The following is a 19,800-nucleotide window of genomic DNA, read 5'->3' on the forward strand; positions in this document are numbered from 1 at the left end:
ACGCGTCGCGTGAGTGGGTCACTGACGCGTCGCTCCGATCTCAGTCACCGGCGACGTCGAGTTCGCCGCCGAGGTCCTCCAGCGACCAGCGGACGAGGCGTGCCTCCACCAGGTCGCGCCGGGAGTGGAGCGAGTCGGCGTCGTCGAACTCCGCCTCGACCCGCTCGGCGGCCTCGTACATCTCGCGTTCGAGCGGCCGCTGGTCGGGCTCCTCGCGCGTGTCGTTGAGCAGCGCCTCGAAGTCCTCCCGGAGGACGAACGACGCGCGGGCGACGTTGCACCGTCCGAGCGGGTTCAGACCCTTCTCGGCGACCAGGTCCTCGACCAGCCCCCAGTCCGAGGCACAGAAGTGGATCGACACCTCCCCCTCGATGTCGCGCCAGGCGATGGGCCCGGAGTGTTTCATCAGCTGGACCGCTCGGGGCGGGAGGTCGATCCGGGTACTGGTCTCGGGGTCGCCGCAGAGACAGCACGGCTGCTCCGTCTGCCCGGTGTACATCGGTGGAACGGAGGGCCGCGAGAGGTATGGCTCCTGTGTCCCCGGCAGTCCGTTCGTCGGGACGCGGCGGCTACCAGGCGAACGAGCCATATCGGTTCCGTGGTCGTGATGCAGGCGCTCTCGAAGCGCTACGACTGGGTCAGGGGTGGACGAGTTCGATGCGATAACTATGGAACGTGGGCTGGCCGGCCTGGCTCGGTTCGAAGGGCGCGGATAGTGTCGCGGTGTCCGGACCGTCGCCCGTGTTCATGGGTGCCTGTTCGTGTACCTCGTAGAGTGTCTCCCCTTCCGCGTCCAGGAAGACGAAAAACACCCCGACGGGGCGGGGCGTGGCCGCCTCGGGGTTCTGGGCATCGATCTGCAGCCGCGCCGTGACGATCCACCGCCGGTCGTCCTCCGTCTCGATCAGGGTCGCATCGTGAGAGACGACCGACGCCTCCGTGATGTAGCTCTCGACCGATCCGGACCTCCCCGGCACCGGCGTCGGTGACGTCGGTGTTGGCGTTGGCGATCCCGGTGTGGGTGACGTCGACGACCTCTCGTCGGACTCCGCCGAGAGACACCCCGAGAGAGCCGTCCCGGCGGTCACGATACCTGCCACGAGCACGCGACGTCTGGAGGGCATAGTTCGGCGTCGGGTGGTGGCTCACGCCCGCTCGGTGGAATATTTTCCCCTCGAGTCCGACTGCCGAACACCGCCCCTACACTGCGCACGCCGATTCCGACGCGTCGCATCTACGATCCGCCGCATCCGTACGCCCGATGGCTCCCCCCTGCCCCTGTGAGAGGTCGCGACACCGTCCCGAACCATTTATCGCCGGCTGAGGGGAAAGGGGCGGTATGGACACCGCCGAGCGGACGCGTCTCGTCTCGCGGTTCACGCGGGAGGTCGTCACGGAGGAGGAGCTATCGGCGCTCTTCGAGGAGCGCGACTCGCCGACGGCCTACATCGGCTACGCCCCGACCGGCGAGATGCACATCGGCCACTTCACCACGATGCGGAAGCTCGCGGACTTCATCGAGGCCGGCCTCGACGTCACCGTGCTCGTCGCGGACCTCCACGCCCACCTCGACGACGAGAAGTCGCCGTTCGACCTGCTCGACGCCCGGACGGAGTACTACACGACGGCCATCGAGGCGATGATCGAGGCCGCCGGCGCGGACCCCGAGGGCGTGACGTTCGTCCGCGGACAGGACCTCGAACTCACGCCCGAGTACACGCTCGAACTCCTCCGGATGGCCGCCGAGACGACCCAGAACCGGGTCAAACGGGCCGGAAGCGAGGTCGTCCGCCAGTCCGAGGACCCGAAGGTCGGCGGGCTGATCTACCCGCTGATGCAGAGCCTCGACGTGAAGGCGCTCGACGCCGACATCGCCTACGGCGGGATCGACCAGCGCGGCATCTACATGCTCTCCCGGGAGATCCTCCCCGAACACGGCCACGACAAGCCCGTCTGTGTGTTCGCGCCACTCCTCTCGGGGCTCACCGGGGGGAAGATGTCCGCCTCCGAGGAGGGGTCGAAGATCGCGCTCACCGACGACGACGCGGCCATCGAGGAGAAGATCCAGGGGGCGTACTGCCCCGCCGGAGAGGTCGAGGACAACGGCGTCCTCGAGTACCTCCGCTACCTCGTCTTCCCGGTTCTCGGGGAACACGAGGAGCCGCTGGTGGTCGAGCGACCCGAGGAGTACGGCGGCGACCTGCGCTACACCGCGTACGACGACCTCGAAGCGGACTTCGTCTCGGGCGAGCTCCACCCCGCGGACCTCAAACCCGCGGCGGCCGGGGCCATCTCGACGGTAGTCGACCCGGTCCGCGAGCGCCTGCTCGCCGAACCCGAACTCCTGGCCGACGCCTACCCCGAGAAGTACGGTTCGAACTGACCCCGGGGGTCGGGGCTTCAGCGGCCAGCAGACCCGCCGAACCCGTTCTTTCACCCTCTCCTCGCCGCGCCCCGGGCGTCGTCGGTGAGGTAGCCCGTGGCCCCGCCGAAACCGGCTCCGATACCGGCCCCGGCCGGGCCGAACGGGTCGACCGCGGTGCGGGGGTCGGGAACCGCCTCAGAGCCAGTCGTCGGCCCAGCGTTCTATCTGGTCGAACACCGGGCAGAGCGACCGCCCTTTCTCCGTCAGCCGATAGTAAGTGGCGACGGGGGCGTCCTCCTCGAGCCGGCGGTGGACGAGCCCGCTCTCCTGGAGGTCGTCGAGGACCCGCGAGAGGGTGCGGGAGCTCGCCTCGGTCGATCGCTTGAGCTCGTTGAACCGCTTCTCGCCGTCCTGGAGGTCGTGGAGCACGACCAGCCGCCACTTCGAGCCGATCTGTTCCATCGACTCGACGACCGGACACGCGCTCTCGACCGGGTGGCTCTCCTCGACGCCCGTGGATGACTGGGGTGACATCGTCGCTATCTGGTACCACCGTTGTCCGGGAACCGATATATAGGTTCGGATCCGTACCAGGTAACGTAATGAAACCATCACTCGATCGGCGATCCGGGGACGGTACGGGGGCTCTCGCGGCGAGCGGGGTGGCCGCGTGAGCTACCTCGCGCTCCAGGCGGGGGTGTTCGCCGCTCCCGGTTCCGCGGAACTGTTCCTCCTCGCGCGCGTGCTGTTCGGCGGCGTGCTGGCGTTCATGGGGCTGAACCACTTCACGAACCTGGGCGACATGGCGGGGTACGCGGGGTCGAAGGGCGTTCCCGCCCCGAATCTGGCGGTGGCGTTCACGGGCGGACTGCTCGTCCTGGGCGGGCTCTCGGTGATCGTGGGCGCGTTCGTCGTCCTCGGGGCAGGTGCGCTCTCGGTGTTCCTCCTCGCCAGCGCCGTGGGGATGCACGACTTCTGGACCGTCGAGGACCCCCAGCAGCAACAGACGGAGATGACGCAGTTCCTCAAGAACGTTTCACTGGCTGGGGCCGCCGTCGGCCTCCTCGCGCTCGGCGGGGTCGCCTGGCCGTACTCGGTCGGCGTCGGTCTGTTCTGAGCCGAGATCACGGGACGGGGATCCGGTGACCGACCTTCGCGGATCCCACGAACGTCCAGGTTCGTCCGCCGGCCGATCCGTTCGCCCGGGCACGGATCCGGTCCGACCGGCCCGCTATCCGGGTATCGTCGGACGTCCGGCCGCCGTGTGTCGGCCGGAGAGCCGACGGTGTGCGTTGGTAGTATTTAGCACCCACGCATGGAATGCAATAACTGTATAAGGGATGCCTAAGAACCCCCTATTATGACGCACACGTGTAGAACCTGCAAGCGGACCTTCGGGTCCGAACTCCAGCTCGAGCTCCACAAGGACAAGTGCTCGGACGAGACGCTCGTCTGCAGCCAGTGTGGCGAGAAGTTCTCCGAGCGACGGGCCACACGGGACGGCTGGCACTATCGATGCCCGAACGAGGAGTGTGAGGGTGCCGGCCTCGGCGAGGACCTCAGGTCCGTAGGCGACTTCACCGTCGCACCGACCCGGTAACCAGGCACCGAGACGGCGACCGACCCGACGACGGCCAGGGCTGGCCGAGCGCGTGTGCGATCCCGCTCAGTCCCCGTTCTCTACGGCGAGTTCTGCGATCCGTCCCAGCGACCGCCGACAGACCGGCGCGTAGCCGGCGGCGAGCACCGGTAGTTCGAAGACCGCCAGCGCGCCGTTCGCCTGCGCTTCCACCCGGTGACCCGTGGCCGGGATCCCGGCGACGTCCCAGGTCCACCGGCGGTCGCGACAGGTCCGGACGGTGAACGGCAGCCAGAGCCCTCCCGGAACCCGGACCCGGCCGGTCGATCCCTCGCGGACGAACCGATCGGAACACTCGACGTCGGTCACCGAGGGCCCCCATCGCGGCCACAGTTCGGTGTCGGTCAGCACCGCCCAGACCCGGTCGGGGTCGGCCGCGACGCGCCGGGCGACCTCCAGCCGTCGCCCGTCGGGTGTCCGTGCGAGTCTCACGTCCCGGACCTGGGCGGGCGACGCCAAGAGCTACCGGATCGGGTGCCGGGCCGCCTTCGGTCGACTCCACGGCTGAACGGGTGTCAACGTTTAGGCGAGGGCTGTCCGTCTCGCCGACGAGCAGATGATCGAGGTCGAGGGGCTGCGCAAGGAGTACGGCGGGTTCGTCGCCGTCGAGGGGAGTTCCTTCGCCGTGGAGTTCGGCGAGGTGTTCGGCGTCGTCGGACCGAACGGCGCGGGCAAGACGACGACGCTGAAGATGCTCGCCGGGCTGGTCGAGCCCACCGCCGGAAGCGCCCGCGTGGCGGGGTACGACGCCGGCGACGACGAGATGCGCCGACACCTCGGCTTCCTCCCCGAGGAGTCCCCGCTGTACGAGGAGATGACGGCCCGCTCGTATCTGCGCTTCTTCGCGGACCTCTACGGCGTCGACCGGGCGACGGCCGACGAGCGGATCGAACGGACGCTCGACCGGCTCGACCTGGAGTACCGCGAGCGGGCACTCGGCGACGTCTCCAAGGGGATGAAGCGGAAGGTCGCCATCGCCCGCTCGCTCGTCAACGACCCCAACGTGCTCGTGTACGACGAACCCGCGTCGGGTCTCGACCCGCTCACCACCAACTACGTCGTCGAGTTCACCCGCGGGCTGGCCGACCGTGGCAAGACGGTCGTCTTCTCCGCGCACAACCTCTACCACGTCGAGTCGGTCTGTGACCGCATCGCCATCATGAACGGCGGCCGGATCGTCGCCCAGGGCCCGGTCGAGGCGCTCCAACGCGAACACGGCACCACCGAGTACCACGTCTACACCGACGTCGCCCTGGAGGGAGCCGAGCGCGAGAACGGGCACTACCGGCTGACCGTCGACTCGATGGAAGGGGTCGAGGGGGTTCGCGAGCGGCTGTCGAACGGCGAGGGACGGGTGGTCGACATCCGGACCAGCGAGTCCTCCCTAGAGGGGGTGTTCCTCGACCTCGCCTCGCGAGACGTCGGCCCGCGGTCGGCCGACGGGCAGGGGGCGGACCCCTGATGGCCCCCTGGCTCCGACCGCGTGTCGTCGCCCGGATCGCCCGCTGGGAGGTCTTTCGGGGTGCCGGGCGGCTCGACCGCCGGACGCTCGGCGTCTACCTGTTCGGGCTCGTCGTGCTGGTCGCCGCGCTCCCGCTCGCGGCGGGGTCGGGATTCGCCGTCGACGAGGGCATCTACCGGGTCGGCGTCCCCGGGGAGTCACCCTACCGCGACGTGGCCGAAGCGGACCCGACGTTCGTCGTCCGAGGGGACGGGGAGGCGGCCGCCGCGGACGGTCGGCTGACCGCGGACGAGGGCTACGAGCTCGTGTTCGTCGAGGGAGGTATCCTGCTGGCGACCGAGGGCGGCGAGCCGACGGCGAAGTCCCGGGCCGCGCTCGCGGCACTCCGGCGATCGGTCGGGACGTACAACGACCGCCTGATGGCCGACGAGCCGAACGCGACCGCGGCGTTTCCCGTGGACGTGACGCTCCGCTACGTCGAACGCGAGCGCGACCGCGCGACCGGGGCCGGAGGCGATCCGCGTGGCGGCGGGAGCGGTGACGGCGGCGGACCCGCGCCGAGGGGCAGCGGTGACGGGCAGTCGGGGAGTGCCGGCAACGGCGGCTCGGGGTCCTCCGGCGGTCCCTCCCCGCTCGGCGTCGACCTCTTCGGTACCGGTACCTCGACCGGCTCGCCCTCCGACATCGCGCCGCCGTTCCCCTTCCAGTCGCTCGTGCTCGCGTTCGCGTTCCTCCTCCCGCTCAACTTCGTCGTCCAGGCGTACTCCTCGTCGGTGCTCCGCGAGCGCATCAACCGCCGGGGCGAGCTGCTGCTGGTCGCGCCGGTCTCACCGCTCGAAATCGTCGCCGGGAAGACGCTCCCGTACCTCCTCGCAGCCGTCGGCCTCGCGGCGGCCGTCACCGCCTTCGTCGGCGGCAGTGCGCTGTCGGTGCTCGCGGTCGGCTCGCTATCGTTGCTGTTCCTCGGGGCCGCGTTCCTCGGTGGGATGTTCGCGCGGTCGTTCAAGGAGCTCACGTTCGTCGTCGTCACCGTCTCCGTGGGGCTGATGACGTTCGCGTTCGTCCCGGCCATCTTCACCGACGTCGACCCGCTCGCGCTCATCTCGCCGCTCACCCTCGTCGTCCGCGACCTCACGGGGACGGCGGTCGCACCGTCGGGGATCGCGTTCGCCACCCTCCCCTCGACGCTCGCCGCCGCGGTGCTGTTCGGGCTCGGCCTCGGCGTCTACCGCGAGGAGGACATGTTCACCCAGCGCCCGGTCCACCTGAAGGCGCTCGACACCCTCGGCGGCCGGATCCGCTCGCCGCGGAGTCTCGTGGCACTCACCGCGGTCCTCATCCCGTTCGTCTTCGTCGCCGAACTGCTCGCCGTGGCGATGCTGTTCGCGCTCCCCGGCGGGCTCTCGATACCGATCCTGCTGGTCGTCCTCGCCGTCGTCGAGGAGCTCGCCAAGTCGATCCCGGTCCTCGCGGGGTTCGTCGACGGCCGGTACCCGCGGACGAACCGGGCGGCCCTGCTCGCGGGGGCGGCGTCCGGACTGGGCTTCTTCCTCGGCGAGAAGCTCACGCTCCTCGCCCAGCTGGTCGGGCTCCCCGAACTCCGCGCGGGGAGCGCCGCGTTCGGGGTCGGTGCGGGCGTCGATAGCCCACTCCTCGTCGGCGCACTGCTTCTCGCCCCGCTCGCGCTCCACGTCGTCACGGCGAGCGTCTCCGCGCTCGGGGCCGCGAGGGGGACGAACGCGTGGCTCACCGCGACGGCGCTCGCCGTCCTCGTCCACGTCGGCTACAACCTGACGGTGGTGAGCGCCCTTGTCTAACCCCACCCGCGGACGGCTCGTCGTCGGTCGGCGCGAACTCGCCTCGCTCTCCCGGGAGAAGACCATCGTCCTCGCGCTGGTCATTCAGCTGTTCGTCGCGGGGTTCTCCTCGTTCCTCGTGGTGGGGCTCACCTCGCTCTACAGCCCGGCGTCGGTCTCCGCCGGCGGCGTGGAGGTCGCAGTGGTGGGCGATGCCGGCGAGGGGTTCGTCGAGGCGGCCGAGGCGACCGACGGGCTCCGCCCTCGGCGTTACGACGACCGGGCGACCGCGACCGAGGCGTTCGAGGCCGGCGTCGTCGACGCGCTCGTCGAGGCTCGAACACAGGAGGGGCGGGTCGACGTGACCGTGACCGCCCCCGAGTCGGGCCTGCAGAAGACGCTGGTCGTCGTGCGGGTGCGATCGGCGCTCGAAGCGCTCGAACGGGCGGAGCGAGTCGACCGCGCGAACTGGCTCGACGCCGAGGCCGTCCCGCTTCCGCCGCCGGTCGACGCCAGCCCCTACCTCGGATTCACGTACACCGTGCTGATCCCGATGCTACTCCTGCTGCCGGCGTTCATCGTCGGCTCGGTCGCCGTCGACGGGATCACCGAGGAGGTGGAACGGGGCACCCTGGAACTCCTGCGGGTGACCCCGCTGTCGCTCGCGGCCATCGTCGAGGGGAAGGCCCTCGCGCTGGCGGCGCTGGGACCGGCACAGGCGCTGCTGTGGATCGGCCTCCTCTCGCTCAACGGCATCCCGGTCGCCAACGTCGTTCTCCTGGGGGTGTTCGTCGCCGCACTCTCGGTCGCCACGGTCGCGCTCGGCGTCGGCACCACGCTCGTCGTCGCCGACAGACAGCGCGCACAGCTCCTCTACTCGTTCGCCGTCCTCGGACTGCTCACCGCCGCGACGGCGTTCCCCGAGGGACCGACGTCGACCGCGGCACTGCTCGCCATCGACAGCCCGGGGCCGCTCACCGACGCCGCCGTCCTCGGGTACGTACTGATCGCCGTCGCGCTCGCGCTCTCCGTGCGCTGGTACGTGGGTCGGGTCGACCCGGAGCGGCTGTAGGCTCCGGCTCCGGGGTGTTTCCCCCTGGTACGGAGAAGGGGGGTATCCCCGACGGTTCAGCCCCGGTCCCGAACCTCGTCGGCGACCCGCTCGATGGGCTCGGCCTCCTCCTCGCTGTACGCGACGAACCGGACGTCCCGGAGGTGTTCGGGCTCGAAGTCGTCGATGACCTCGGCGATGATCCGCGCCCCTTCCTCCAGGTCGAAGCCGGCGACGCCACAGCCGAGTGCGGGTATCACCAGCGACTCACAGCCCCGTTCGTCGGCCGCTTCGAGGGCGCTCCGAGCGGCGTTACGGATGCTCTCGGCCGTCGCCTGCCCGTCGCCGTAGTGTGGCATCGCCGCCGCGTGGATCACGTACTCGGCGTCGAGGTCGAACGCGTCGGTGACGGCCACCTCGCCGAGGTCGACCGGCCCCTCGGCCATCGCCGCCTCGTTCAGTCCCTCGCCGCCGCCCCGACGGAGCGCGCCGGCCACGCCCGACCCCATCCGCAGCGACGTCCCGGCGGCGTTCACGAGGGCGTCGGCCGCCTCCGCGGCGATATCGCCCCGTATCACGCTGAACTCCATACCGATCCGAGCGTCGCGACCCACTAAACGGTACGCGAAACGGCGGACAGAGATTTGTACGGGGAAGGGGAAGGAGGGGCAATGGCGGTGAGTAACCCGGAGTCGATCCATCCCGTCGACGCGACGGCGCTCCGAGAGGAGCTGTCCGACGCTGTCCAGGAACCGCTCCGGAGCCTCGTCGAGTTCGACGACGAGGATTTCAACGTCCTCTACGCCGACGACGTGACGCTCTCGTTCTACGACTCGGTCGAGCAGATGCACGAGCACTTCGAGCACATCCACGGGTTCGTCAACCTCGACCACATGGAGACCGACCTGTTCACCGAGGACCTGTTCCCGGTCTCCGAGGACGTCCACTACCTCGCAACCGGGCTCGACCTGTTCACGATGGTCCGGATCTACGTCGACGACTGCGCCTACTTCGTCTCGCTCGACCCCGACGGACCGGTCGTTCCGGCCGTCCGTGCGATCCGACGAGTCGTCACGGGTGGGTAGCCCTACACCTCCCGGGAGCTACCGACGCCGGTAGAGGATCGCCCCCAGCCCGACCAGCGGGAGTCCGAACACGAGCAGGTAGGGGGTCGCGTAGGCGATACCGACGACGAGCGTCCGCAGGGCCACGACCACGCCGTCGACGGAGTCGAGGAACGCGGCGAGGAGGCCCACCTCGTGGAACGCCGTCCGCTCGATCTCCAGCCGATCCGGACGGGGCTCGTGGAGTCGAACGGTGAGAGTCGACAGCGCGACGCGCTCCTCAAGCGAGCGGCGCTGGGCCTCCAGCCGTTCGATCTCGCCCTGGACCTCCGAGAGCTCGCGGCCCACTTCGAGCACGTCGTCGGTCTCGTTGGCCCGCTCGTAGAGCGTCCGGAGCCGGTCGCGCTCGGCCTCCAGGTTGTCGAGCCGGGCGTTCAGGTCCACCAGCCGATCGGTGACGTCCTGCGTGTCGGAGGTGGCCGACTCGACGGTCCCGATCTCCCGTGCCCCGTCGAACACCGCCGAGAAGTTCCCGCTCGGGACCCGGAGGACGAGCGTCCCCGACGTCCACGACCGGTTGCCCTCGCCGTGGACGGTCCGCTCGGTGCCGGCGACGAACCCACCCCGTTCGCGGACGAGCTCCCCCAGCGTCGACGTCGCGTTCTCGAACGACTCGACCTCCACCTCGACCGTTCCGGTCCGGATTATCGCCCGTCCCCGGGGCTGTGCGGCGATGCTCTCCCCGGCGGCGAACGACGCCTCCGCGGCCTGCTCGGCCGCATCCCCACCGTCGCCGCCACTGCCACCGTCACCGCCCCCTCCGCCGGCCTCGGCACCGGTCGAGAGGTCCGCCCCGTCCGCGGCGTTCCCACCGTCGCCACCACCACCGCCGTCGCCGCCCCCTGCCCCGCTACATCCGGCGAGGACGACCAGGACGACGAGCGCGACCGTCGCCAGCCGAGCGTGATTCCGTCGCATATCCCGTACACGGGAACCGGGAGGATACCCCTTGTGTAGGGCCAAAGAGCCGTTTGACTCACGATTGCAGGGACCGTCAGGCCGAAACCGGTTGGGCCCGTATCGATCGATATGGCACGCTCGGCGACCGGAGCGGACGGTCGGGATTCGGGAACGCGGCCGACGCCGACCCGTGGACTCCTCTCGATGACGTGGCGCGACCTCCTGTTCGCCCACTGGGCAGTGCCGGCCGAGACGGTCGCGGCCCGCCTGCCCGACCGGCTGTCAGTCGACACCTTCGAGGGGACCGCCTACCTCGGGATCGTCCCGTTCCGCATGGAGATCGGCCCCGCGGGGCTCCCGTTCCGGCTGACGTTCGACGAGCTCAACCTCCGGACCTACGTCCGCGGTCCCGACGGCGACCGTGGCGTCCACTTCTTCAACCTCGACGCCGACGACCGGCTTGGCGTCTCCGTCGCGCGCTCGCTGTTCCGGCTCCCCTACTACCGGGCCGAGACCGAGTTCCGCCGGGCCGGCGAGCGGGTCCACTTCAGGAGCCGCCGGACCCACCCCGACGCGCCGCCGGCGCGTTTCGCGGCGGAGTACGGCCCGGACGGGCCCGCCTTCACCCCGGAACCGGGCACCCTCGAGGCCTTCCTCGTCGAGAACTACCGCTTCTACACGATGGACGACGGGGGACGGCTCTACCACGGGGACATCGACCACGAGCCCTGGACGCTCCGGCCGGCGACGGCTGAGATCACCGGGAACACGCTGTTCGAGGCCAGCGGCTTCGATCACCCCGACGTCGATCCGATCCTCCACGTCGCCGATCCGATCCGGGTCACCGCCGGGCGGGTCCACCGGACGTGATCGGGAGCCGGTCGCCCCGGCTCGCGGCTCGGCGGAATCGGCCGGGGGCGATCGCCGCCCGTGGAACCCGCGGGGTTCTAAGTACGAGCGGGACCGAACGGGGACGATGAGCGACGGTGACGCCGAGCCGGACGAGGTGGGCGAGACCGATCCCGAGTCGGCGTCCGATCCCCCGGACCGATCGGTGCCGGGAGCCGACGGGGACGAACGGGCGTCGGAACCGGCGACCCGGGAGGGAGCCGCTCGAGGGGTGAGCGAGGGGGAGTCCAGGGAGCACAACGGTGCCGAGGAGGGTTCCACCACGGGGACCGAGCCCCTCTCCGCGAGCGACGGGACGGACGTCACCCCCGAGGAGATCGACGTCGACGAACTGACCGGACCGGTCCGCAAGCTCGACCCGCGGGTCAGGTACGTCTGGGTGCTCGGGTCGGTCGTCGGATCGCTGGTGCTCGCCGGTATCGCAGGGGTCGCGGGATTCCTCCTCCTCGATCGGCTGCTCGTCGGCCCGGCGATCTTCCTCGTCCTGCTGGCGCTGGGCGTGGTGATGGCGGTGCTCCGCTACCGGTCGTGGTCCTACGAGGTGCGCGAGGACTCGCTCTACCTCGAACGCGGCGTGCTGACCCACACCCGGACGGTCGTCCCCTACGTCCGCATCCAGCACGTCGACGCCTCACGCGGGCCGGTCGAGCGGACGCTCGGGCTCGCCACCGCGGTCGTCTACACCGCCGGCTCGCGGGGAGCCGACGTCTCGATCCCGGGGTTGACGACCGACCGCGCCGACGACCTCCAGGAGCGCCTGAAGCGCCTTGCCATCGCCGCCGAGGGCGAGGACGCCGTCTGATGGCCGCGAGTCGGCTCTCGCCGCTGTCGGTGTTCTACCGTGCCGGCGAGACGGTCATCCGGCTGGCGTGGGTGCTCGTCATCGCCACCGTCGGCTCGCGCTCGATGGGCGTCCCGACGGTCGCGGGGGTGGGCGTCGTCGCCGCCGGGTTCGTCCTCGCGCTGCTCTACCAGTTCGTCTACTGGCAGCGCTACGAGTACGAACTCACCGGTGACACGTTCGACATCCGGTCGGGGGTGTTCTCGCGGCGGACTCGCGAGATCCCCCTGGGACGGGTCCAGAACGTGGACTTACAGCGCAACGTCGTCCAGCGCGCCCTCGGGATCGCGGAGGTCCGCCTGGAGACGGCGGGCGGCTCCGACACCGAGGCACAGCTCCGGTTCGTCGGCGACGAGGAAGCGGGGCGGCTCCGGGACGCCATCTCGCGCCGGAAGCGCGGCACGGGGGAGGGCTCGGACGAACCGGAGCCCGAGCCCGACCTGCTGTTCGCCGTCACCCCCCGGGAACTGCTCATCCTGGGGCTGACGAGCGTCGACCTGCGGCTGCTCTCGCTGGCCTCGGTGTTCCTGCCCGTCGTCCTGCCCTCACTCACCGACGAGTTCGCCGACCCGCTGCTCTCCTTCGCCATGGCCGCCCCCCTGGGCGCGTTCGGACTCGTCCTCGCCGCCGCGGTGATCTCGGGGCTCTACTCGATCACCAACTACTACGGCTTCCGGCTCTCCCGGGCCGGGTCGGAGCTCCGATACGAACGCGGGCTCCTCCAGCAGTTCGCCGGGTCGATCCCCCTGGAGAAGGTCCAGACGCTCGCCGTCTCGGAGAACGTGCTCGCCCGGTGGCTGGGCTACGCCTCGCTGTCGGTCGAGACGGCAGGGTACGCGCCCGGGGACTCGAGCGGCTCGCAGTCGGCGGTCCCCATCGCCGAGCGCGACCGCGTGTTCGCGCTCGCCCGCTCGATCGACTCGTTCGGCGATCCCGACTGGCAGCGCCCGCCGAAGCGCGCCCGCACGCGGTACGTCGTCAGGTACACCGCGCTGGTGCTCGTCCTGACGGGGATCGCGTACGCGGTCGACCGCTTCACCGGGCTCTCCTACGCCTGGTACTACGTCCTCGTGGGGGTGCCGCTGGCACCCGTCGGCGCACACCTCAAGTGGCGCAACCTCGCCTACGCCGTCTGCGAGGACCACGTCCTCACCAGGGCGGGGTTCTGGTCGCGGGAGACCCGGGTGGTTCCCTACTACCGCGTCCAGACGGTCGTCCAGTCGGGGACGGTCTTCCAGCGCCGCCGCGACCTCGCGACGGTCCTGATCGACACCGCGGGCGGCGGCGGTATCACCGGGAACGACGCCCGCGCCATCGACATCGACGCGTCGGCCGCGACGGACCTCCGCGAGACGGTCAACGGCCGCCTGCAGGACTCGCTGACCGAGGCTCGCGCCGCCCGACGGCGACGGCGGCTCGAGTCGGTGATCTCCTCCGGCGGCCGAGGGTCGGGTGCGGGCGTCTCGCCGGGCGACTGACTCGTCCGGTCGACCCGGTGGCCGACCCGCTACTCGAACGACTGGATCTCGACGGTCCGTCCCTCCGGGTCCTCGGCGAAGAACTGGTAGATCGCGTAGGTCTCGTTGTGGCGCGGCCGATCGACCGCGCGGCCCTCGAGCCGCTCGAACGCCTCGTCGACCGCCTCACGCGAGGGGACGACGAACGTGAGCGTTCCGCCTACCTCGGGGTCCTCGCGGTCGCAGAAGCCGAACCGGAACCCCTCGTAGTCGAGTATCGTACAGTCGGGCTGGGAGAGCCAGACGCTCGCGTCGAGGCGCTCGGTGTAGAACTCGACCACCTCGTCGTGAGCCTCGCTCCGGAAGAAGACGATACCACCCGCGTCCATGTCGGCCGTCCCGGCTACGTCGACCATGTCACCCGTGCTCGTGGGCGACCGAAAGCCGTGTCGGTCCCGGGAGTCGGGAACCGGCGAACCGATCATACGTACCCGCCTCGTAGCCCCCTCCATGGAACGGATCGCGTACGTCGAGACGATCGGGATGACCGAGCACGAACTCGAGGACCACCTGCGCGGGGTCGAGACCGGCGTCCTCGCGCTCGCCGACGGCGGGGACGCCTACGCCGTTCCCGTCTCATTTCGCTACGACGACGGGCGGTTCCTGCTGCGGATGACCGACGACGGCGACAGCGAGAAGCTCGCGTTCCTGCGGGCGACCGAGAGCGCGACGTTCGTGGCGTTCGGCCAGGACGGGACGGACTCCTGGAGCGTGCTGGCCCGGGGTCCGATCGCCGAACTCGGGGACGAGGAGGCACGGGCGCTACGGGAGGATCCGGAGGCGTTCGGCGCGGTGCGGGTCTTCGACGAGGACCCCTCGGAGATCGACGTCCGCCTCTTCGAACTGGAGGCGGAGTCGCTCACCGGGCGACGGACGGCCGGCGTGGACGCGTGGCAGTCGCTCGTCGGGACGGAGGGTTCGACGGGGGAGGCCACCGACCCCGACACGGAGTGATCCGGACCCACCGGCGGTACCGTCCGGGGCACACAGTGGCGAGCCATCGTGGGACTCACGACAGGGACGGTCGAACTACGGCCGTGCTCCCCATCCCCGTGTCCCCGGGGACGGCGAGACGTCTTCCCCGGCACGTCGGCGAGCAGTCCCCCGGGCTCACTCATCAGAGCAGTCGGAGGATGCCGAGGTAGTCGAAGTCGAAGACGAACAGGTAGATCTGGGCGACGCCGGCGAGGGCGAGCAGCGAGCCCGCGAGCCGGGAGACGCGACCGGTGTTCCGCGAGAGCGTGCGGAGGAGCCCCGCCCGCCCGATCGCGGAGAGGAGCGTCACGGCGACCATCAGCGTCGCCATCCCGGCAGCGTAGGATCCGAGCACGACCGCGGCACCGAGGGGCCCGCTCCCGAGCGCGACCAGCGCGAGGCCGACGAATATCGGGGCCGTACAGCCGGCGGCGGCGACGGCGTAGACGACGCCGAAGAGGAAGAACCCGCCCGCGGAGCGCCGCCGTTCGGGGAGCCGGACGTGCAGCGTGGGGTCGAACCGGCCGCTCGCCATCGCCAGACCGAGGACGACGAGCAGGCCGCCGACGAGGAGTTCGAGGGTGGCGATGTCGGCGAGCGCACCGGCACCGAGCGAGGCGACCACGCCCGCGAGCACGCCGTAGACGACGAAGAACCCGAGCGAGGCGATCCCACCCACGCCGACCGCCCGCCCGAGCCGGGTCGGGAGGGGTGCCGTCTCGCCCCCGTCGCCCCGGCCGAGATAGTAGGCGACGTAGCCGGGGAGCAGCGGGAACGCGCAGGGCGCGAAGAACGTCGCCGCGCCGGCGGCGAACGCGAAGCCGATCCGCGACCCGTCGACGGCCATCAGGTCTCGGCCTCCTCCGCGCCGGCCTCGCGTAACTGCTCCGCCACGCTGTCGGCGGCCGCCAGTCCGACGTGTCGCCACAGATCGGTCCCCTCGGTGTCGAAGACGAGGAGGGTCGGTATCCGATCCACGCCGAACCGCTCGTTCGTCCGGAGTTCGGTGTCCGACGCGACGGGCCACGTACCCCGGTGCTCCCGCCAGAACTCCTCGATCGGGGCGTCCTCGCCCTCGTTCGTGATCGACAGCATGTGGATATCGGGGAACCGCTCGTGGATCTCGCGGAGCACCCCCATCTGTGGTTTGCAGGGCGCACACCACGTCGCCCACCAGTCCAGTAGGGCGACCCGACCGTCCGGAAGGACCGGGACCTGTCCTCCGGGCGACCCGGCGACGTCGTAGGTCCGGAGCGTCGCACTACCCTCCGATCGCCCGCTTGACCCGGCGATGGACGTACATCCCGCGAGGGTGACGACGCCGGCCCCGAGGCCCGCCCGCAGGAACGAGCGTCGCGTCGGGAGGGTCATACCCCCGGATGGGCGCCGTCGCCTCAAAGCGTCACGCCGGATGTGAGAAGGGGACACACAACCCCGGCGTGGATATGGGGTGCCCGTACCTGTGGAGTCGTATGAGACGTCGGCGCTACCTCGTCGGGGTCGGTACCGGCGGCCTGGCCGGCCTGGCCGGCTGTACCTCCTTCGGTAGCCCGGAGGGCGGATCCGGGGAAGGTTCGGGAGATCCGGGCGGGTCCCGGGGGACGCCGTCGGAGACGAACCCGACGGGCACACCCGGCGAAACCCGGAGGACGGTCAACGGCGTCGAGGTGCCGATCCCCCGGTCCGAACTCCGGCGGGGTGCGGGGAAGGACGCCATTCCCGCCATCGTCGACCCGGTGTTCGGCGAGGACTGGTCGGGGTTCGACACGGAGATCCGGTCGGACTACCCGGACTCCGGTACCTCGAAGCCACGACTCGCGGACGACGACGAGGTGATCGCCGTCGAGCGGGGCGGCGAGGCGCGGGCCTACCCGTTGAAGGTGCTCAACTGGCACGAGGTCGTCAACGACACCTTCGAGCCGCGCTCGGATGCCAGTGGGACCCAGTCCGACGACGGGTCCGGCGGTCCCCTGCTGGTCACGTACTGCCCGCTCTGTGCGAGCGGCGTCACGGCCGTACGAACCGTCGACGGGGAGGCGACGACCTTCGGCGTCTCGGGGCTCCTCTTCCGGAACGCGCTCGTGATGTACGACGAGGCGACGAGGAGCCTCTGGTCGCAGATCGCCGCCGCGGCCATCCGGGGCGAGAGGGTCGGTAGCGCGCTCGAACTCGTCCCGTCCGCGATCACCACCTGGGGCGAGTTCCGGGCCCAGTACCCCGAGGGGGTCGTCCTGCGGCCACCCCCCGAGTCGAACACGGTCACCGGTCGGGACTCGACGCGGGACTACGACCGCGACCCGTACGCGGGGTACGGATCGAGCGAGCAGATCGGCCTCGGGGGGTCGTACGACGACGACCGGCTCCACCCCAAGACGATGGTCGTCGGCATCGAACACGGCGGCGTCTCGCGCGCCTACCCGCTCGGGCCCGTCGAGGAGGCCGGCGTCGTCAACGACGAGGTCGGCGGGCTCCCCGTGGTGGTCGCCGCGACCGACTCGGGGACACTCGTCGCGTACGTCCGCGAGGTCGACGGCGAGACGCTCGCCTTCGAGCGGGAGAGCGAGGCGTTCCTCGCCGCCGGCGGATCGCGCTGGCGGGTCCTGAGCGGTCGGGCGGTCGACGGTCCTCACGAGGGGACGCGTCTCGGTCCGGCGAACACCGTCTCGGGGGAGTTCTTCTTCTCCTGGGTGAACTTCCACCCCGGGACCGAGGTCTGGTCGGCGGAGTAGTCTTAGCCTTCTACTCTCAGCCCAACCGTTCAGGACCCTTCCGAGTCACTCTCGTCCTCGCTGGAGGAGGCTCCAGCCGTTGCTCTCTGTTCGTCCCACTTCCCGAGGCTCCTATTCTCGATGTATAGGAACATCAACAAAAGAGCGAGTAGAGGAAGAATACCCGCCAGGCTTGCTGGAACAGCAACCCCGTCGAACATAGATAACCGACTCAGTGGAGCCAACAACTGGACGGTGAATCCTACACCGAGTAGACAGAACCCGACGAACCGCTGAACGTCTACCTGGATTTCCTCTCCGGTTTTCATGGCTCCTCTGTTCATCAGCGTCCCTATCGGTGCTCCTGTTGCCGAGATAGAACCCGCCGCCAGGAGCGAACTAACGAGTCCTCGCGTCTCGAACGTATCTCCGGTGACAGCGTACACGAGGTAGGAACCTATCAGAAATAGTATTGTCCCCGCGGCTGGGGTGAGCACCCCGCTTAGCAGGTGCCACATCTCGTCGGCACACTCCAAGTCTCGACCCTCTCGGTCGACGATAGAGAAGATACTCACGGAGACTCGTTCGATCACACCGTACTCGCTTTGGTCGATCGTAGCTCGATCTGGGGGCTCGGTGGACACGTCTATTTCCGGGTGCTTGTACGGGATTATAACCGTTTCTGAACCCTTGGCCTCTCTGCTGAAGAGACGTTGACCGGACCCTGGGACGCCACAGCCTCGGATGGGACGCCGAGTGAGTCCCGCAGCTCTCCTCTTGAATGTATGCCCGTCCGGGACGCTGCCGAGCGACTCTCGTCCCTCGGCGACTCATGTTGCCCCGCGAACGTCGGACGGATCACTCACCGACGAACGCGGCGAACCGGTTCATGTCGGCGTCGGTCCCCGCGACGACGAGGTCGTCCCCGTGCTGGATGCGGAAGTCCGGGCCGAGGTCCGTGATGACCTCCTCGTCCCGCTCGACGGCGAGGACCGTGATACCGGTCCGGGCGCGGACGTCCGCCTCGGCGAGCGTGCGCCCGACGAGCGCGCCGCAGTCGACGCGGACGATCTCGATCTGCTGGTCGAACGAGATGACCTCCTCGTCCAGTATCGTGGAGGCGAGCATCCGACCGGAGACGGTCGCCAGCGCGAGTACGTAGTCCGCGCCCGCCTGGTAGAGCTTCCGAACCGACTCGGTAGCGTCCGCCCGCGCGATGATCTCGACGTCGGGATTGAGTTCGCGGACCACGAGCGTCGCAAACACCGTCGTCGTGTCGTCGGAGACGGCGATGATGACCGTCGAGGCCTCGTCGATCCCGGCCTCCCGTAGCGTCTCCTCGTCGGTGACGTCGCCCACGACGTCGACGCCGGGGATGTCGCGTCGGTCGAGGACGACCGTCTCGACCGAGCCGTCGATCCGGTCGACCACCGTGGTCCCGACCTCGTCGAACCCGGCGACGATCACCGGGCCGCCGTCCCGGCGTCGGCGCTCGGAGAGGGTCAGCTCCTTCAGCCGCTCCAGCTGGCGCTCGCGCCCGGCGACGACGAGGATGGTCTGCTCGTCGATACGGGCGTCCGGCGGGGGTGGGGAGGCGAACTCCCCGCGGAACCACGCGCCGACGATGTTCGCCCCGGTGCGCTCGCGGATACCGGCGTCGGCGACGGTCCTGCCGACGATCTCCGAGCCGGACTGGACCGGCAGTTCGACGATGTCGAAGTCCTCGGCGATCTCGATGGCCCCGTCCAGTTCGGGCGTGACGCCCGCCGTGACCTTCTTGGCGAGCGACTCGCCGATGAGCTGGCGGGGACTGAACACGTCATCCGCGCCGGCGTAGCGGTGGTACGTCTCGCGTTCCGGCTCCTCGACCAGGGTGACGGTATGGCAGTCGGCGATACTCCGGGCGGCGAGGACCACGCTCGCGTTCACCTCGTCGTCGACGTCCGCGACGAGGGTGCGGGCCTCCGCGATACCGGCCGAACGGAGCGCCGCGGCCGTCTCCGGGTCCCCGTGGATGACGGTCCGGTCGGTCTCGGCGTCGAGTTCGTCGGCCAGTTCGCGGTCGGGTTCGACGAAGACGTGGTCGCGGTCACGGGCCGTCAGCTCGTCCACGAGCGCCACCCCGCGGGGGCTGTAGCCAGCGATTATCACGTGGTCAGAGAGCCCCTCGACGCTCGTCGGCGCGGTCCTCGACAGGCGGTCCTCGAACAGGGGGAACAGCAGTACCGGGAGCGCGAGGAAGATGATGAAGACGCCGGTCAGGTCCATCACGATGACGAGGAGGTTCATGACGTCGGACCGCCACGGCGAGTCCGAGCCGAACCCGGTCGTCGTGAACGTCTCGACGACGACCTGTACGGCGTGGAGGAAGGATATCCGCTCGGCCTCGAAGTAGATCATCCCGTAGTAGTAGAGCACGGAGTAGGCGGCCATGATCGCCGCGAGGGTCAACAGGTAGTAGCCGGTCCGGCGTTGCCGGTCGTCCATGTGTGAGCAACGCGACGGAACCGTCT

23 protein-coding genes are annotated in these 19,800 nt (G+C 69.9%); 12 read left to right on the forward strand and 11 right to left on the reverse strand.

Annotated features, from left to right (window positions below; translation table 11 throughout):
- Positions 1 to 40 precede the first annotated feature (40 nt).
- Both WDJ58_RS15055 and WDJ58_RS15060 read right to left on the reverse strand, forming a co-directional pair.
- Positions 41 to 499, reverse strand: a complete 459-nt coding sequence (locus tag WDJ58_RS15055; RefSeq protein WP_338914086.1) for a hypothetical protein — start codon at positions 497 to 499, stop codon at positions 41 to 43.
- Between the two features lie 139 nt (positions 500 to 638).
- Positions 639 to 977, reverse strand: a complete 339-nt coding sequence (locus WDJ58_RS15060; protein WP_338914087.1) for a hypothetical protein — start codon at positions 975 to 977, stop codon at positions 639 to 641.
- Between the two features lie 362 nt (positions 978 to 1,339).
- Here WDJ58_RS15060 and WDJ58_RS15065 point away from each other — a divergent pair, with 362 nt between their 5' ends.
- Entirely contained in the window at positions 1,340 to 2,383 is a 1,044-nt protein-coding gene (locus tag WDJ58_RS15065; protein WP_338914088.1) for a tyrosine--tRNA ligase, read from the forward strand.
- Between the two features lie 177 nt (positions 2,384 to 2,560).
- Here WDJ58_RS15065 and WDJ58_RS15070 read toward each other — a convergent pair whose 3' ends face one another.
- Positions 2,561 to 2,827: a winged helix-turn-helix transcriptional regulator gene (locus WDJ58_RS15070; protein ID WP_380661619.1), complete on the reverse strand. Its 267-nt coding sequence runs from the start codon at positions 2,825 to 2,827 to the stop codon at positions 2,561 to 2,563.
- Positions 2,828 to 3,035: 208 nt separating this feature from the next.
- On the opposite strand from WDJ58_RS15070, the gene WDJ58_RS15075 reads away from it, so the two are divergent.
- Together WDJ58_RS15075 and WDJ58_RS15080 are read left to right on the forward strand one after the other, a co-directional pair.
- On the forward strand, positions 3,036 to 3,482 hold the full coding sequence (locus WDJ58_RS15075; protein ID WP_338914092.1) for a DoxX family protein: 447 nt from the start codon (positions 3,036 to 3,038) through the stop codon (positions 3,480 to 3,482).
- A 243-nt stretch (positions 3,483 to 3,725) separates the two neighbouring features.
- The gene (locus WDJ58_RS15080) at positions 3,726 to 3,965 is read left to right on the forward strand and encodes an HVO_2901 family zinc finger protein (protein ID WP_338914093.1); all 240 of its coding nucleotides are present in this window, start codon (positions 3,726 to 3,728) and stop codon (positions 3,963 to 3,965) included.
- Between the two features lie 66 nt (positions 3,966 to 4,031).
- On the opposite strand, the gene WDJ58_RS15085 is transcribed toward WDJ58_RS15080, so the two are convergent.
- The gene (locus WDJ58_RS15085; RefSeq protein ID WP_338914094.1) at positions 4,032 to 4,436 is read right to left on the reverse strand and encodes an SRPBCC family protein; all 405 of its coding nucleotides are present in this window, start codon (positions 4,434 to 4,436) and stop codon (positions 4,032 to 4,034) included.
- Positions 4,437 to 4,560: 124 nt separating this feature from the next.
- On the opposite strand from WDJ58_RS15085, the gene WDJ58_RS15090 reads away from it, so the two are divergent.
- Genes WDJ58_RS15090 through WDJ58_RS15100 form a run of 3 tightly spaced genes read left to right on the forward strand, consistent with a single transcriptional unit; the run spans position 4,561 to position 8,334 of the window.
- Entirely contained in the window at positions 4,561 to 5,466 is a 906-nt protein-coding gene (locus tag WDJ58_RS15090; protein ID WP_338914095.1) for an ABC transporter ATP-binding protein, read from the forward strand.
- Positions 5,466 to 7,283: a PrsW family intramembrane metalloprotease gene (locus tag WDJ58_RS15095; protein ID WP_338914096.1), complete on the forward strand. Its 1,818-nt coding sequence runs from the start codon at positions 5,466 to 5,468 to the stop codon at positions 7,281 to 7,283. Before WDJ58_RS15090 ends, WDJ58_RS15095 begins: the two co-directional genes overlap by 1 nt.
- Entirely contained in the window at positions 7,276 to 8,334 is a 1,059-nt protein-coding gene (locus WDJ58_RS15100; RefSeq protein ID WP_338914097.1) for an ABC transporter permease, read from the forward strand. Before WDJ58_RS15095 ends, WDJ58_RS15100 begins: the two co-directional genes overlap by 8 nt.
- Before the next feature lie 56 nt (positions 8,335 to 8,390).
- Here the strand turns inward: WDJ58_RS15100 and WDJ58_RS15105 are convergent, their stop codons facing one another.
- Positions 8,391 to 8,903, reverse strand: a complete 513-nt coding sequence (locus WDJ58_RS15105) for a macro domain-containing protein (RefSeq protein ID WP_338914098.1) — start codon at positions 8,901 to 8,903, stop codon at positions 8,391 to 8,393.
- 81 nt (positions 8,904 to 8,984) lie between these two features.
- Between WDJ58_RS15105 and WDJ58_RS15110 the strand changes: the two genes are divergently transcribed.
- Complete coding sequence (locus WDJ58_RS15110) at positions 8,985 to 9,398, forward strand: hypothetical protein (RefSeq protein ID WP_338914099.1); 414 nt, start codon at positions 8,985 to 8,987, stop codon at positions 9,396 to 9,398.
- An 18-nt stretch (positions 9,399 to 9,416) separates the two neighbouring features.
- On the opposite strand, the gene WDJ58_RS15115 is transcribed toward WDJ58_RS15110, so the two are convergent.
- Positions 9,417 to 10,355 (reverse strand): DUF4349 domain-containing protein, encoded by a 939-nt coding sequence (locus WDJ58_RS15115; protein WP_338914100.1) that lies wholly within the window; start codon positions 10,353 to 10,355, stop codon positions 9,417 to 9,419.
- Positions 10,356 to 10,541: 186 nt separating this feature from the next.
- Here WDJ58_RS15115 and WDJ58_RS15120 point away from each other — a divergent pair, with 186 nt between their 5' ends.
- The 3 genes from WDJ58_RS15120 to WDJ58_RS15130 all read left to right on the forward strand — a co-directional run bounded on the left by WDJ58_RS15120 (position 10,542) and on the right by WDJ58_RS15130 (position 13,565).
- The gene (locus tag WDJ58_RS15120) at positions 10,542 to 11,207 is read left to right on the forward strand and encodes a DUF2071 domain-containing protein (RefSeq protein ID WP_338914101.1); all 666 of its coding nucleotides are present in this window, start codon (positions 10,542 to 10,544) and stop codon (positions 11,205 to 11,207) included.
- Positions 11,208 to 11,562: 355 nt separating this feature from the next.
- The gene (locus WDJ58_RS15125; protein WP_380661621.1) at positions 11,563 to 12,048 is read left to right on the forward strand and encodes a PH domain-containing protein; all 486 of its coding nucleotides are present in this window, start codon (positions 11,563 to 11,565) and stop codon (positions 12,046 to 12,048) included.
- Positions 12,048 to 13,565, forward strand: a complete 1,518-nt coding sequence (locus WDJ58_RS15130; RefSeq protein ID WP_338914103.1) for a PH domain-containing protein — start codon at positions 12,048 to 12,050, stop codon at positions 13,563 to 13,565. Before WDJ58_RS15125 ends, WDJ58_RS15130 begins: the two co-directional genes overlap by 1 nt.
- A gap of 29 nt (positions 13,566 to 13,594) precedes the next feature.
- Here the strand turns inward: WDJ58_RS15130 and WDJ58_RS15135 are convergent, their stop codons facing one another.
- The gene (locus tag WDJ58_RS15135) at positions 13,595 to 13,960 is read right to left on the reverse strand and encodes a VOC family protein (RefSeq protein WP_338914104.1); all 366 of its coding nucleotides are present in this window, start codon (positions 13,958 to 13,960) and stop codon (positions 13,595 to 13,597) included.
- Positions 13,961 to 14,054: 94 nt separating this feature from the next.
- On the opposite strand from WDJ58_RS15135, the gene WDJ58_RS15140 reads away from it, so the two are divergent.
- Positions 14,055 to 14,558 (forward strand): pyridoxamine 5'-phosphate oxidase family protein, encoded by a 504-nt coding sequence (locus WDJ58_RS15140; protein ID WP_338914105.1) that lies wholly within the window; start codon positions 14,055 to 14,057, stop codon positions 14,556 to 14,558.
- A 163-nt stretch (positions 14,559 to 14,721) separates the two neighbouring features.
- Here WDJ58_RS15140 and WDJ58_RS15145 read toward each other — a convergent pair whose 3' ends face one another.
- Positions 14,722 to 15,426, reverse strand: coding sequence for a cytochrome c biogenesis CcdA family protein (locus tag WDJ58_RS15145; protein ID WP_338914106.1), 705 nt, complete (start codon positions 15,424 to 15,426; stop codon positions 14,722 to 14,724).
- Positions 15,426 to 15,950: a TlpA family protein disulfide reductase gene (locus WDJ58_RS15150; protein ID WP_338914107.1), complete on the reverse strand. Its 525-nt coding sequence runs from the start codon at positions 15,948 to 15,950 to the stop codon at positions 15,426 to 15,428. Before WDJ58_RS15150 ends, WDJ58_RS15145 begins: the two co-directional genes overlap by 1 nt.
- Positions 15,951 to 16,051: 101 nt before the next feature.
- Between WDJ58_RS15150 and WDJ58_RS15155 the strand changes: the two genes are divergently transcribed.
- Complete coding sequence (locus WDJ58_RS15155) at positions 16,052 to 17,308, forward strand: DUF3179 domain-containing protein (RefSeq protein ID WP_338914108.1); 1,257 nt, start codon at positions 16,052 to 16,054, stop codon at positions 17,306 to 17,308.
- Positions 17,309 to 17,337: 29 nt separating this feature from the next.
- Here the strand turns inward: WDJ58_RS15155 and WDJ58_RS15160 are convergent, their stop codons facing one another.
- The gene (locus WDJ58_RS15160; protein ID WP_338914109.1) at positions 17,338 to 17,931 is read right to left on the reverse strand and encodes a hypothetical protein; all 594 of its coding nucleotides are present in this window, start codon (positions 17,929 to 17,931) and stop codon (positions 17,338 to 17,340) included.
- A gap of 214 nt (positions 17,932 to 18,145) precedes the next feature.
- Positions 18,146 to 19,774, reverse strand: a complete 1,629-nt coding sequence (locus tag WDJ58_RS15165) for a potassium channel family protein (RefSeq protein ID WP_338914110.1) — start codon at positions 19,772 to 19,774, stop codon at positions 18,146 to 18,148.
- Positions 19,775 to 19,800: the final 26 nt, after the last annotated feature.

The sequence above is a fragment of the Salinirubellus litoreus genome (assembly GCF_037335815.1).
Classification (GTDB): domain Archaea; phylum Halobacteriota; class Halobacteria; order Halobacteriales; family Haloarculaceae; genus Salinirubellus; species Salinirubellus litoreus.